Annotated in this window: 13 protein-coding genes; 6 read left to right on the top strand and 7 right to left on the bottom strand. The window is 66.2% G+C overall.

Translation table 11 applies throughout. From position 1 onward, the window contains the following. The 7 genes from AB4Y43_RS21985 to AB4Y43_RS21955 all read right to left on the bottom strand — a co-directional run. A partial coding sequence (locus AB4Y43_RS21985; RefSeq protein WP_368728770.1) for an L-threonylcarbamoyladenylate synthase occupies window positions 1-498 on the bottom strand: 498 nt, incomplete at its 3' end. A 14-nt stretch (window positions 499-512) separates the two neighbouring features. Next, entirely contained in the window at window positions 513-1,730 is a 1,218-nt protein-coding gene (locus AB4Y43_RS21980; protein ID WP_069262846.1) for a 5-(carboxyamino)imidazole ribonucleotide synthase, read from the bottom strand. A 56-nt stretch (window positions 1,731-1,786) separates the two neighbouring features. Further along, the gene (gene purE / locus AB4Y43_RS21975) at window positions 1,787-2,305 is read right to left on the bottom strand and encodes a 5-(carboxyamino)imidazole ribonucleotide mutase (protein ID WP_028205944.1); all 519 of its coding nucleotides are present in this window, start codon (window positions 2,303-2,305) and stop codon (window positions 1,787-1,789) included. A gap of 26 nt (window positions 2,306-2,331) precedes the next feature. Further along, the gene (locus tag AB4Y43_RS21970) at window positions 2,332-3,222 is read right to left on the bottom strand and encodes a phosphoribosylaminoimidazolesuccinocarboxamide synthase (RefSeq protein WP_324160324.1); all 891 of its coding nucleotides are present in this window, start codon (window positions 3,220-3,222) and stop codon (window positions 2,332-2,334) included. A gap of 215 nt (window positions 3,223-3,437) precedes the next feature. After that, the gene (gene fba / locus AB4Y43_RS21965) at window positions 3,438-4,502 is read right to left on the bottom strand and encodes a class II fructose-bisphosphate aldolase (RefSeq protein WP_069262848.1); all 1,065 of its coding nucleotides are present in this window, start codon (window positions 4,500-4,502) and stop codon (window positions 3,438-3,440) included. A gap of 397 nt (window positions 4,503-4,899) precedes the next feature. Further along, complete coding sequence (pyk, locus tag AB4Y43_RS21960) at window positions 4,900-6,336, bottom strand: pyruvate kinase (RefSeq protein WP_069262849.1); 1,437 nt, start codon at window positions 6,334-6,336, stop codon at window positions 4,900-4,902. 429 nt (window positions 6,337-6,765) lie between these two features. Beyond that, window positions 6,766-7,965, bottom strand: coding sequence for a phosphoglycerate kinase (locus AB4Y43_RS21955; RefSeq protein ID WP_368728769.1), 1,200 nt, complete (start codon window positions 7,963-7,965; stop codon window positions 6,766-6,768). A gap of 494 nt (window positions 7,966-8,459) precedes the next feature. On the opposite strand from AB4Y43_RS21955, the gene AB4Y43_RS21950 reads away from it, so the two are divergent. The 6 genes from AB4Y43_RS21950 (at window position 8,460) to AB4Y43_RS21925 (ending at window position 13,355) form a co-directional block, all read left to right on the top strand. Next, window positions 8,460-9,383 carry a branched-chain amino acid transaminase gene (locus AB4Y43_RS21950; protein WP_083245133.1) on the top strand — a complete coding sequence of 308 codons (924 nt, stop codon included), beginning with the start codon at window positions 8,460-8,462 and terminating at the stop codon, window positions 9,381-9,383. Between the two features lie 59 nt (window positions 9,384-9,442). Continuing rightward, window positions 9,443-9,637, top strand: a complete 195-nt coding sequence (locus AB4Y43_RS21945; protein ID WP_028205950.1) for a zinc-finger domain-containing protein — start codon at window positions 9,443-9,445, stop codon at window positions 9,635-9,637. Window positions 9,638-9,845: 208 nt separating this feature from the next. Then, the gene (gene waaF / locus AB4Y43_RS21940) at window positions 9,846-10,871 is read left to right on the top strand and encodes a lipopolysaccharide heptosyltransferase II (protein WP_069262852.1); all 1,026 of its coding nucleotides are present in this window, start codon (window positions 9,846-9,848) and stop codon (window positions 10,869-10,871) included. Window positions 10,872-11,182: 311 nt separating this feature from the next. Next, the gene (locus AB4Y43_RS21935; RefSeq protein WP_069262853.1) at window positions 11,183-11,629 is read left to right on the top strand and encodes a nuclear transport factor 2 family protein; all 447 of its coding nucleotides are present in this window, start codon (window positions 11,183-11,185) and stop codon (window positions 11,627-11,629) included. Between the two features lie 27 nt (window positions 11,630-11,656). Then, complete coding sequence (locus tag AB4Y43_RS21930; protein WP_368728768.1) at window positions 11,657-12,727, top strand: YheT family hydrolase; 1,071 nt, start codon at window positions 11,657-11,659, stop codon at window positions 12,725-12,727. After that, window positions 12,720-13,355 (top strand): DUF2946 family protein, encoded by a 636-nt coding sequence (locus tag AB4Y43_RS21925; protein ID WP_368728767.1) that lies wholly within the window; start codon window positions 12,720-12,722, stop codon window positions 13,353-13,355. The genes AB4Y43_RS21930 and AB4Y43_RS21925 overlap by 8 nt, the downstream gene beginning before the upstream one ends. Window position 13,356: the final 1 nt, after the last annotated feature.

The following is a 13,356-nucleotide window of genomic DNA, read 5'->3' as shown; positions in this document are numbered from 1 at the left end:
CTGCGCCGTGGTCGGGCTCACGTGGCCGAAGCGGTTCGCCGACGGCGCCGCCACGCCGCCATGACCGCCGCGACGCGCGGAGAACGCCGCCAGCAGCTGCTGCGCGACCGGATGCGACGGGCAGCGCAGCCCCACCGAGTCCTGACCGCCGCTCACGGCATCGGGAATGCGTTCGTGGCGTTTGACGATCAGCGTGAGCGGGCCGGGCCAAAACGCGTCGACGAGCTTTTGCGCGGCCTCGGGCCATTCAGCGGCCCAGTATTGCGGGTCGCCACCGGGCGGCAAGTGCACGATCACCGGATGGTTCGCCGGCCGCCCTTTGGCCGCGTAAATGCGCGCGACTGCCTCGGGGCTCGCCGCATCGCCGCCCAGACCATAGACGGTCTCGGTCGGGAACGCTACCAGCTCGCCCGCGTCGAGCAGCGCGGCGGCGTGCTCGATGTCGGCATCGGTCAGAGTCGGCGCGCCATCGTGCGGCGCGTTCTGCTGATCAGACATGATGCGGCTCAACCTCAGCTCGTGGCGATGTGCAGCAGGCGCGCGCAGTCGCGTGCGGCCGTGCGCGCTTCGTCGAGCGTCGGCGCAGTGAAGTTCACGTGGCCCATCTTACGGCCCGCACGCGCTTCTTCCTTGCCGTACAGATGCAGGCGCGCGGCCGGCATCGCGGCCACCTGGTCCCACGGCGGCGTGACGGGCGCGGCGCCCTTCTGGGGCTTCGCCTCGCCCACGGCGCAGGGGAACCACACGTCGCCGAGAATGTTCAGCATCACGGCCGGCGAGTGCTGGCGCGTGTCGCCGAGCGGCATGGCCGTCATGGCGCGCACCTGCTGCTCGAACTGGCTCGTGGCGCACGCATCGGTCGTGTAGTGGCCCGAGTTGTGCGGGCGCGGCGCCATTTCGTTGGCGACGAGCGAGCCGTCTTCGAGGATGAAGAACTCCACGCACAGCACGCCCACATAGCCGAGCTTCGCCGCGATCTGGATCGCCGCCTGCTGGGCCTGCTGCACGAGCGCCGGGCTTGCGTCCGGCGCGGGCACGATGGTGTGCGAGAGCACGCCGTTGCGGTGCGTGTTCTGCGCGAGCGGATAAACGACGGCCTTGCCGTTCGTGCCGCGAGCGATCAGCGCGCTCACCTCGAACTTCAGCGGCAGGCGCTTTTCCAGCACGCACGGCACGCCGCCGAGCGACGCATGCGCCTCGCGCACTTCTTCGGCGTTGGAGACACGAATCTGGCCTTTGCCGTCGTAGCCCATGCGCGCGGTCTTGAGAATGCCCGGCAGCACGGCGGCGAGCGTCTTGTCGTCGATGCCGGCGAGCGCCTGCGACGACTCGATCACCACGTGCGGCGCGACCGGCACGCCGGCCGCCGCGATAAAGCGCTTCTCGGCGATGCGGTCCTGCGCCACCGCCACGCAGCGTCCAGCCGGGCTCACGAAGGTCGACTTCGCGAGCGTGTCGAGGCTCGCGGCGGGCACGTTCTCGAACTCGGTCGAGATGGCCGCGCACAGACGCGCGAGTTCGGTGAGCGCCGCTTCGTCGTCGTACGCGGCGCAGATGTGGCGGTCGGCCACGGTGCCCGCGGGGCTCGTCGCGTCGGGATCGAGCACGGCGACGCGGTAGCCCATCGCCTGCGCGGCAAAGCAGAACATGCGGCCGAGCTGGCCGCCACCCACCATGCCCAGCCAGGCGCCGGGCAGGATCGGTGAAACCGGTGAATTGTCAGGAGTCATCTTCGTGGTCGGCCGCGGGGTGGCCGCGGCGCGTGGGGACGATCAAAGCGGGACGATCAAAGCGGGGGCAGCACCATGGCATGCGCCGCTTCGTTCTGGCGCACACGGAAGGCCGCGAGCTTGTTCGCGTATTCGGTGTTGGTCACGCTCAGGATCGAGACGGCGAAGAGCGCCGCATTGGCCGCGCCCGCCTCGCCGATGGCGAAGGTCGCGACCGGGACGCCCTTGGGCATCTGCACGATCGAGTGGAGCGAATCCACGCCCTTCAGATACTTGCTGACCGCCGGCACGCCCAGCACGGGCACCGTGGTCTTGGCCGCCAGCATGCCCGGCAGGTGCGCCGCGCCGCCCGCGCCGGCGATGATCGCGCGCAGGCCGCGCTCGCGCGCCTTTTCCGCGTACTCGAACATCTCGTCGGGCATGCGGTGCGCCGAGACCACCTTGGCCTCGTACGCGACGCCGAACTCCTGCAGGATCGCGACCGCGTGCTTCATCGTGTCCCAGTCGGAGCTGGAGCCCATCAACACGCCGACGAGCGGCGCCGCATGCTGGTGAGCCGTCTGAACTTCGCTCATTGTGCTTCCTTTTTCCCTCTTCTCGCTCACGCGAGCTTTTGACCCGTGAGACGCTCGAGCGCCTCCTGATACTTTGCCGACGTTTTGGCGATCACTTCGTCGGGCAGCTTCGGTGCCGGCGGCTCCTTCTTCCAGTCCTGGGTTTCGAGCCAGTCGCGCACGAACTGCTTGTCGAACGACGGCGGGTTCGAGCCCACCTGATACTGGTCGGCCGGCCAGAAGCGCGACGAGTCGGCGGTGAGCGCCTCGTCCATCAGATACAGCTGGCCGTGGTTGTCGAGACCGAATTCGAACTTCGTGTCGGCGATGATGATGCCGCGCGTGGCCGCGTAGTCGGCGGCTTCCTTGTACAGCTTGATCGAAATTTCCTTGATGGTGCGCGAGAGCTCGGTGCCGATGCGGCGTTCCATCTCTTCGTACGTGATGTTCTCGTCGTGGTGGCCCATTTCGGCCTTGGCTGCCGGCGTGAAGATCGGCTCGGGCAGCTTTTGTGCATTCTGCAGGCCCGGCGGCAGTTCGACACCGCACACGGCGCCCGTTGCCTGATAGTCCTTCCAGCCGCTGCCGGCCAGATAGCCGCGCACCACGGCTTCCACGAGGATCGGCTCGAGGCGCTTCACCACGACGGCGCGGCCCTTGACCTGCTCGACTTCGTCGGCGGCCACGACGGTTTCAGGCGCGACGCCCGTGAGGTGGTTCGGCACGACGTGCTTGAGCTTTTCGAACCAGAAGTCGGCCATCTGGTTGAGCACCTCGCCCTTGCGCGGAATCGGCTCGCCCATGATGACGTCGAACGCCGACAGACGGTCGGTGGTGACGATCAGCAGCTTGTCGTTGCCCACGGCATAGTTGTCGCGGACCTTGCCGCGGCCGAGAAGCGGCAGCGAGCGGAGCGTGGATTCGTAGAGGGTAGACATCGTCGTGATTCGCTAAAAGGACAATCGAAACGGAGGCGGGTTCGGTCCAGAATCGCGGTTGCAACCGCGCGCGGAAACCGTAAAACCGAAGGTATTGCGAGGGTAAACCAAAAACCGGCAAATTTCCCGGAAAAGCCCATCGCCGTTCCCCCAAAACAGGCGGAAACGGCGATGTTTGCTACTCGAGGCGCACAGCGCCCGGCACAGAAGCTCGCTTAGCGAACGATCTGCGCGAGTTCGCCCGATTTGTACTTCTCGGCGATCTTGTCGAGCGAAACCGGCTTGATCTTGCCGGCCTGGCCTTCGCAGCCGAACGCGAGGAAGCGGTCCAGGCACACCTTCTTCGCGGCTTCGCGAGCCGGCTTCAGGTAGTCGCGCGGGTCGAACTTCGACGGGTTTTCATACATATAGCGACGGATCGCGCCCGTGATCGCCAGACGCAGGTCGGTGTCGATGTTGATCTTGCGCACACCGTGACGGATGCCTTCCTGGATCTCTTCCACCGGCACGCCGTACGTTTCCTTCATGTCGCCGCCGAATTCGCGGATCTCGGCCAGCAGTTCCTGCGGCACCGACGACGAACCGTGCATCACGAGGTGCGTGTTCGGGATGCGCGCGTGGATTTCCTTGATGCGCTGGATCGACAGAATGTCGCCCGTGGGCTTCTTGGAGAACTTGTACGCGCCGTGCGAGGTGCCGATGGCGATGGCCAGCGCGTCGCACTGCGTGAGCTTCACGAAGTCGGCGGCCTGCTCCGGGTCCGTCAGGAGCTGCTCGCGCGTCATGGTGCCTTCGGCGCCGTGACCGTCTTCCTTGTCGCCCTTCATCGTTTCCAGCGAACCGAGCACGCCCAGTTCCGCTTCGACCGTCACGCCGATCGAGTGCGCCATTTCGACGACCTTGCGCGAAACTTCGACGTTGTACTCGTACGATGCGACGGTCTTGCCGTCGGCTTCGAGCGAGCCGTCCATCATCACACTGGTGAAACCGCTGCGGATCGCTGCCATGCAGACTGCCGGCGACTGGCCGTGGTCCTGATGCATCACGACCGGAATATGCGGATACGACTCGACCGCGGCTTCGATCAGGTGGCGCAGGAAGGGCTCACCCGCGTACTTACGCGCGCCGGCCGATGCCTGCATGATCACCGGCGAACCGACCTGGTTCGCGGCTTCCATGATCGCCTGGACCTGTTCCAGGTTGTTCACGTTGAACGCGGGCAGGCCATAACCGTGTTCAGCCGCGTGGTCCAGCAGTTGACGCATTGATACGAGAGGCATTGTTGCTACTCCTTTGATTTGAAACGAAATGCTTCTGGCGCCGACTGTCTTGCGCAGCCGGTCGAGGGCGGCCTGGCAGCCGCCGCCCGCGTGACCTGCCGCGGGCTCGATGGCGTGATTTTATCGCGAAGCGCGTCCGATCCCGGCACCAGGCACGTAACTGGCATGAAATTGGCGTATCGGAGCGTCAGAACCGCGAGAAGATGCAAAAAGCGTTGACAGCCCGTGCGCCGTTTCTATGGCGTACGGGCTTCAATTGCGGGGAAAAAGCGCCTAAACGGCACCGATCTTACGTCGACCTGATACCAGTGTGGCACCAGTCGAAGCCGTCCGCATTTATTTTCGGGAGTCGCGAAAATAAAGCGAAAAAAATCGCCGCGAGGTTACCGCACCGAAGTTAGAGCACGTCGCCGACGCGCACGATCTTCAGTGTGTTCGTGCCGCCCGGCTGCCCCATCGGCTCGCCCACGGTCAGCACGACCATGTCGCCGTGCGACGCGTAGCCCTTGCTGACCACCACTTCGATGGCTTGCTGGAGCGCCGTGTCGCGGTCGCTGCTCGTATCGAGGTGCAGCGGCGTGACATTGCGATAGAGCGACATGGCGCGCTCGCTGCCTGCACGCGGCGTGAGCGCGAAGATCGGCACATGGGTCCAGTGACGCGACATCCAGAGCGCGGTCGAGCCCGACTCCGTAAGCGCGACGATCGCCTTCGCGCCCAGGTGATAGGCCGTGAACAAGGCGCCCATGGCGATCGACTGGTCGATGCGCGTGAAGGTGCGGTCGAGGAAGTCCTTGTCCAGTTCGGATTGCTCCGACTTCTCCGCTTCCAGACAGATCGCGGCCATGGCCTCGATGGTCTGCACCGGGTACTTGCCCGCGGCCGATTCGGCCGAGAGCATCACGGCGTCCGTGCCGTCGAGCACCGCGTTGGCGACGTCCGAGACTTCGGCGCGCGTGGGCACCGGTGCGTGGATCATCGACTCCATCATCTGCGTGGCCGTGATGACGAGTTTGTTCGAGTCGCGCGCCATGCGGATCATGCGCTTTTGCAGCGCCGGCACGGCGGCATTGCCCACTTCCACGGCCAGGTCGCCGCGCGCGACCATGATGCCGTCCGACGAATCGAGAATTTCCTGCAGCGCCGGAATCGCCTCGGCGCGCTCGATCTTCGCGATCATCTTCGGCTTGATGCCGTAAGGCGCGCCCGCGATGTTCGCGAGCTGGCGCGCCATTTCCATGTCGGTGGCGTTCTTCGGGAACGACACGGCGACGAAGTCCGCGCCCAGCGACATGGCCGTGCGGATGTCTTCCATGTCCTTCGCGGTGAGCGCGGGCGCCGTCAGGCCGCCGCCCTGGCGGTTGATGCCCTTGTTGTTCGACAGGTCGCCGCCCACGCGCACGATCGTGTGGATCTCGCTGCCGATCACGCGCGCGACGTCGAGCACGATCAGGCCGTCGTTGAGCAACAGGATGTCGCCCGGCTTCAGGTCGCGCGGCAGATCCTTGTAGTCGAGACCGACGCGCTCGTCATTACCGAGCTCGCATTCGGCGTCGAGGATGAACGGATGGCCCGGCTCGAGCGTCGTCTTGCCATTCTCGAATTTGCCGACGCGAATCTTCGGGCCTTGCAGGTCCGCCATGATCGCAACTTCGCGGCCAGCCTGGCGGGCGCAGTCCCGCACCATTTCAGCACGCTGACGATGGTCGTCGGCGGTGCCGTGCGAAAAGTTGAGGCGCACCACGTCCAGTCCTGCGCGGATCATTTTCAGCAGGATGTCCGGCGTGCTGGAAGCCGGACCGATGGTGGCGACAATCTTGGTGGCGCGATGCATGAGTCTCCTCGTCTGGATAGGATCGCTGGGAAAACCGTTGCTGCGAGAAGTGCTGGCCGGCTGCGCCGCGGGTGCGGATGCGCCGGAACGCGCACCGGGTGTACCCGGCGTCGCTTTCTTGGAGGACGCCGCAGGGCTCACATGAGCCGCTACGGCGCTGTCTACATGCGTAGTCGTATTCGATGCGGGCGTGGCTGTGCGCCCTGTCGGATTCTGTGCGGCTGTCGATTCAGCAGTCGACTGCGTCGCCGCAAGATCGTTTTCGGCAGCGGCGGCGGGGGTCGCGTCGGCCCCCGCCTGGTCCGTCTCTGCCTGGGGCGCTGTGCGCCCCTTCTGTTTTGCTGCGGCCCCGGCTGCGCTGCGCGACTTCTTTGCGCCTGCACGAGGAAGTTTGCTCATGGCCTTCCCGGCCGGGGCGCGCGGCGCCACTTAACCAGCCGCCCGCGTTTCGAGCACTTCGACCGCCGGCAGCTTCTTGCCTTCGAGGAACTCGAGGAAGGCGCCGCCGCCGGTGGAGATATAGCTGACCTTGTCGGCGATGTTGTACTTCGCGATGGCTGCGAGCGTGTCGCCGCCGCCCGCGATCGAGAACGCGCCCGAACTGGCGATCGCATCCGCAAGCGTCTTCGTGCCGTTGCCGAACTGGTCGAACTCGAACACGCCGACCGGGCCGTTCCACACGATCGTGCCGGCCTGCGCGAGTTGCGCGGCGAGCGCGTTGGCGGTGACAGGACCGATGTCGACGATCATGTCGTCGTCGGCTACGTCGGCCACGTTCTTCGTCTCGGCCCTGGCCGTCGGCGAGAATTCTTTCGCGGTCACGACGTCGGTCGGGATCGGCACGGAGGCGCCGCGCGCGCGCGCCGCGTCGATGATGGCCTTCGCATCGTCCACCAGATCGGCTTCGGCGAGCGACTTGCCGATCTTCAGGCCCGCGGCCAGCATGAACGTGTTGGCGATGCCGCCGCCGACGATCAGCTGATCGACTTTCTCGGCCAGCGACTTGAGGATGGTGAGCTTGGTCGAAACCTTCGAGCCCGCCACGATGGCCACCAGCGGACGCTTGGGCGCGCCGAGCGCCTTGCTGAGCGCGTCGAGTTCGGCCGCGAGCAGCGGACCCGCGCAGGCGACGCTCGCGTACTTCGCGATGCCGTAGGTCGTGGCTTCGGCGCGATGGGCGGTGCCGAACGCGTCGTTCACGTAGATATCGCAGAGCTTCGCCATCTTTTGCGAAAGCTCGTCCGAGTTCTTCTTCTCGCCCTTGTTGACGCGGCAGTTTTCGAGCAGCACCACGTTGCCCGGCTCGACGTTCACGCCGTTTTCAACCCAGTTCGCGACCAGCGGCACGTCGCGGCCGAGCAGTTCGGCCAGACGCTTCGCGACCGGCGCGAGGGAGTCTTCGGGCTTGAACTCGCCTTCGGTCGGGCGGCCCAGGTGCGAGGTGACCATGACGGCCGCGCCGGCGTCGAGTGCGGCCTTGATGGCCGGCACGGAGGCGCGCACGCGGGTGTCTTCGGTGATGTTGCCGTGGTCGTCCTGCGGCACGTTCAGGTCGGCGCGGATGAATACGCGCTTGCCCTTCAATTTGCCTTCGGAGATCAGATCGGAAAGACGCAGAACCTTGTTCATGGGCATGTCATCTTGATGGTGGGAAGGCGGTGGCAAGGCGATGCGGCGCCGCGGGCCTCATTCTGGCGCGGCAAGACGTGCGGGACGGCACGGCGCGGGATCCGGTTTGAACGCTGTTTCGGGTCGCGGCTCCATGTCGCTGCTCGTCGCTGGCACGAGCCGGCATCGATTGCGAGATCGGTATTTTAGCTGATAGCCAGGACGATCAGAGACGTGTCCAGGCGAATCTCCCGTATTTGGGCAGACGCTGCTCGCCGGGCGGGCGTTCGCGCGATTTGCTGCGATGCAGCATGGGCTACACCCGAAAAATATTCGGGCGGAACGCGCGCGAAACGACCCTAAAATCGCCCGAAATCCCCGCCCCACACGCCCGCGGGCGCGCTGGAAGGCGTCAAATGACGCTAAAATAATCGTCTTTGCCACCCGCAGCCACGCGGCGCGCGGCGAAACCCCTATATAAGCCCGATATTTACTGCACTTGTCTGGAGATTCGTATGTCAATGGCCGACCGCGACGGCAAGATCTGGATGGACGGCAGGCTGATTGATTGGCGCGACGCCAACATTCACGTGCTGACCCACACGCTGCACTACGGCATGGGTGTCTTCGAAGGTGTACGCGCCTATCAGACCGCCGACGGCAGCACCGCGATCTTCCGCCTCGCCGAGCACACCAGGCGTCTGCTCAACTCAGCCAAGATTTTCCAGATGGACGTGCCGTTCGACGCGAAGACGCTCGCCGACGCGCAGCTCGAAGTCGTGCGCGCGAACAGGCTCGAGTCGTGCTACATCCGCCCGATCATCTGGGTCGGCTCGGAAAAGCTCGGCGTTTCGGCCAAGGGCAACACCATCCACGTGGCCATCGCCGCATGGCCGTGGGGCGCCTATCTCGGCGAAGACGGCCTCGCCCGGGGCATCCGCGTGAAGACGTCCTCGTTCACGCGCCATCACGTGAACGTGTCGATGGTGCGCGCCAAGGCTTCGGGCTGGTATGTGAACTCGATCCTCGCCAACCAGGAAGCCACCGCCGACGGCTACGACGAAGCGCTCCTGCTCGACGTGGACGGCTATGTCTCGGAAGGCTCGGGCGAGAACTTCTTCCTCGTGAACAACGGCAAGCTGTACACGCCGGACCTCGCGTCGTGCCTCGACGGCATCACGCGCGACACGGTCATCACGCTCGCGCGCGACATGGGCATTCCCGTGATCGAAAAGCGCATCACGCGTGACGAGGTGTACACCTGCGACGAAGCGTTCTTCACGGGCACCGCCGCCGAAGTCACGCCGATCCGCGAGCTCGACAACCGCACCATCGGCAGCGGCTCGCGCGGCCCGGTCACGGAGAAGCTGCAATCGGCCTTCTTCGACGTCGTTTCGGGCAAGAACGACAAGTACGCGCGCTGGCTCGCGAAGGTCTAAGACAAAAGGTCCGGGCGAGCCAACGCCTGGCCCCCACAGCTACACAGAGAATCGTCCTCATGAGCGAAATCAAGGAAATGCCGCTGGTCGAACTTTCGGCCAAGGATCTGCCCGCTTACTGCCCGAATCCGTCGATGCCGCGCTGGAGCAACCACCCGCGCGTGTTCCTCGACGTGACCCACGGCGAAGCGAAGTGCCCGTACTGCAGCACGCGTTACAAGCTGCGCGCGGGCGAGGTCGTCCACGGCCACTGACGCGTTTCGCCTCACTCGCCGCGCGCCGTCGTTGCATGCGGCGGCGCGTTTTACGTGCTGCCGCCGCCCGTTCACCGGCGCGCGGCTTCTCGTCATTTTCCCAACCGTGTTTCGCGCGCGGCCCAATCCGCCCCCATGCCGGCCCGAGCCGGCGCGAGGCGGGCAAGCCGCACGTGCAACCTTTACCCTCTCCGGACCCTGACTCCCGATGCGCCGCGCGCTGGTAATCGCACCGAACTGGATCGGTGACGCACTGATGGCGCAGCCGCTTTTTTCGCGGCTCGTGAAACTGCACCCGCGCATTCAGATCGATGCGCTCGCGCCAACCTGGGTTGCGCCCGTGCTCGAGCGCATGCCCGAGATCCGCGACGTCTACGCCACCGACCTCGGCCACGGCAAGCTGCAGCTGCTGCGCCGCTGGCAACTGGCGGGCGATCTGCGCGCCGAACGCTATGACGCTGCCTATGTGCTGCCCAATTCGCTCAAGTCCGCACTGATCCCGTGGCTCGCCAATATCGGGCTGCGCATTGGCTACACGGGCGAGAACCGTTACGGCCTCTTGAATGTGCGCCATGCGAATCCGCCCAAGGACGAGCGCCCGCCGATGGTCAGCCACTACGCCGCGCTCGCCTACGCGCCCGGCGCGAGCGTGCCCGACGACCTGCCGATGCCGCGCCTCGAGTCGGATCCGAACGAGGCGTCGCGCGTGTCGGCGCGCTTCAATCTCGATACGCGCGTGCCGCTGCTCGTGTTCTGCCCCGGCGCCGAGTACGGCCCGGCCAAGCGCTGGCCGCCCGAGCATTTCGCGGCGCTCGCGAAGATGGTGGGGCAGTCGTTCCCGTACACGCAGATCGTCGCGCTCGGCTCGCCGAAGGACGCCCCGCTCGCCCAGGCGATTGCCGATCGCGCGCCGAACGTGCGCAACCTGTGCGGGCAGACCGCGCTCGGCGAGGCGTGCGCACTGATCTCGCGCGCGAACGCCGTAGTGACCAACGATTCGGGCCTGATGCACGTGGCCGCCGCGCTGCGTCGGCCGCTCGTCGCGCTGTACGGTTCGACGGATCCGCGCCACACGCCGCCCTTGTCCGAGCTTGCAAAGGTACAATGGCTCCATCTCGAATGTAGTCCCTGCTTTGCGCGAGAGTGTCCGCTCGGGCATCTGAACTGCCTGCGCGAACTGAGCCCGGAGCAGGTTTTCGGCGATCTACGCGGCATGCTGCTCGGGCAGCGATAAGCAACAGGCATCGCCAGCAGCGTTGGGCGGCTATGTGCCGCCCGCCACGCTGAAAACATCGCGCACACAAATGGATGTGCGCCACGCAACGGACGCCATGCGCGTTGCGCGCGCCCAATAGAGGCAACGAGGCGCGGGAGGGACCCATGCGCCGCATCGGAGCACGTCACAGGCCTGTCTCGCGAAAGCGGCATGCTCGCGGCAAACGCGCGGCACGCAGCGACAGCCGCACAACGACGCAACCGATCAATCGCCAACCCGCGCCCAGGTAGACGCCGAATGCGACACCGAGCGCACAAGACCAACGAGCCATGCCACGTTTTGCCCACATCTTCGAAGCCGCCGCGGACACCCTCAACGCGTACTACCAGGCCGTCGCGGAAGTCAACATCGACAGCTTGATGGGTCTGTGGATCGATGAAGAGTTCGTGAGCTGCATCACGGCGGAAGGCGCGCATCTGCACGGCCTGCCGAGCATCCGCGCGGGCCTCGCCGCACAGCTCGAAGCGGCGCCGGTGTCGATCGAGCCGCTCGACATCCGTGTGTACGACAGCCTCGGCACCGTGGTCTACGCGATCGTGGAAGCGCACCGTCCGGTCGATCCCAGCGCGATTCCCACCATGGTCTTCACGACCTACGTGATGGTTCACGAGCGCGGCGAGTGGCGAATTGCGCACATTCACGCGAGCCGCATGCCCGACGACGCAGCCACCCAGTTCTCGGCCAGATTGCGCCACGGCCAGGGCGCGCTGCACTGACATAAGGGCGCAAAGCAGGGGGCAGTGATGAGTACGACCGACGACACCAGCAGGCCCGGCGACGCAGCCCGCGTCGCGGCCGCGCTCGATGCCCAGACCGCCCTGCTCGGCCCCCACTACGACAACGACTACCGCGCGCCGTTCTGGCTGCCCGGTGCGCACATCCAGACCATCGTGCCGGCGCTGTTCTCGCGCCTGCCCGCGCCCGCCTACCGCCGCGAGCGCTGGGACACACCGGATGGCGACTTCATCGAAGTGGACTGGCTGGACGGCAAGCGTGCCGGTGCGGATTTACACAACGCCCCGCTTTTCGTCCTGTTCCACGGCCTGGAAGGCGGCTCGAGCTCCCACTACGCGCGCGCGCTCGCTGCCGCCGCGCAGGCGCGCGGCTGGCATGCGGCGATCCCCCACTTTCGCAGCTGCAGCGGACCGCTGAACCTGCTGCCGCGCTTCTACCATCTCGCCGATTCCGCCGAAGTCGATTGGGTGCTGCGCCGCTTCGCTGCCCGCCACGCGGGGCCGCTCGTGGTCGCGGGCGTGTCGCTCGGCGGCAACGTGCTGCTGCACTGGCTTGCCCAGCGTCGGGAAGACGCCGCGATCGTCGCGGCCGCCGCGGCGATCTCCACGCCGCTCGATGTGCATGCAGGCAGTGAGATGCTGACGCAGGGTTTCGGCATGATCTACACGCGCAGCTTCCTGAAAACGCTGAAAGTGAAGGCGCTCCAGAAACTCGAGCAGTACCCCGGCCTGTTCGACGCGCAAGCCGTGCTCGCCAGCCGGACGATGTACGAATTCGACAATGTCGTGACGGCGCCGCTGCACGGTTTTCGCGACACCCACGACTACTACACGCAAGCGACGATCCGTCCGAAGCTCGGCGAAATCGCCGTCCCCACGCTCATTCTGAACGCGCGCAACGATCCGTTCCTGCCGGGCCGCGCGCTGCCCGCGCGCCACGAAGTGAGCGCCGCCGTCGAACTCGATCAGCCCGCGCACGGCGGCCACGTCGGCTTCATGACGGGACCGTTCCCTGGCCGCAGCGACTGGCTTTCGCAGCGCGTGTTTGCTTATCTCTCGCCTTTCGTCTCTCATGGATGACATCGTCAAACAGGCGCTCGCGCGCTGGCCCAACGTCCCGCATTGCACGGGCTGGCTGCTGCTCGACGCACGCGGCAACTGGCGCATGCGCGACGAGGCCGCCCAGGCGCAGAACGCACCCGGCACCGCGATCCGCCACGAAGCGCTGCTCGGCTTCATCAACCGCAATTACGAGCGCGATGAACACGGCCAGTGGTACTTCCAGAACGGGCCGCAGCGCGTGTACGTCGAACTCGAATACACGCCGTGGATCGTGCGTCTCGCCGCGGGTCACGAGGGCGACGACGCGTTGATCCTCACCGATCAGGGCGGTCAAGCGTTCGAGCCCGTGGCCGCCTACCTCGATGAAGCGGGCAGCGTGATCTTCGCCGATGCGAGTTCGCCGCCGCGCGCGGCGCTGCTGCACGACCACGACCTCGACCTCTTCACCGACCACGCCACGCTCGCGGACGACGCCCACAGCGGCACCTTCCACTGGCGCGCCGGCGCCGCGCTGCCGCTGCAGCCGGTCAAGCGCGCCGACGTGAGCACGCGCTTCGCCTTCGTGGCGAGCCCGGCGCGCGCCGAGCGCGAAGCGCAGGCCGCGGGGCACGGCGCGAGCGGCACGCCGCCTGCATCCGCGGACTGAG

Origin of the sequence: Paraburkholderia sp. BR10872 (assembly GCF_040965835.1) — a bacterium.
In the GTDB taxonomy this organism is placed as follows: Bacteria; Pseudomonadota; Gammaproteobacteria; order Burkholderiales; family Burkholderiaceae; genus Paraburkholderia; species Paraburkholderia nodosa_A.
Note: the sequence above shows the minus strand (reverse complement) of the source record. Positions and strands in the feature narration are given on the sequence as shown.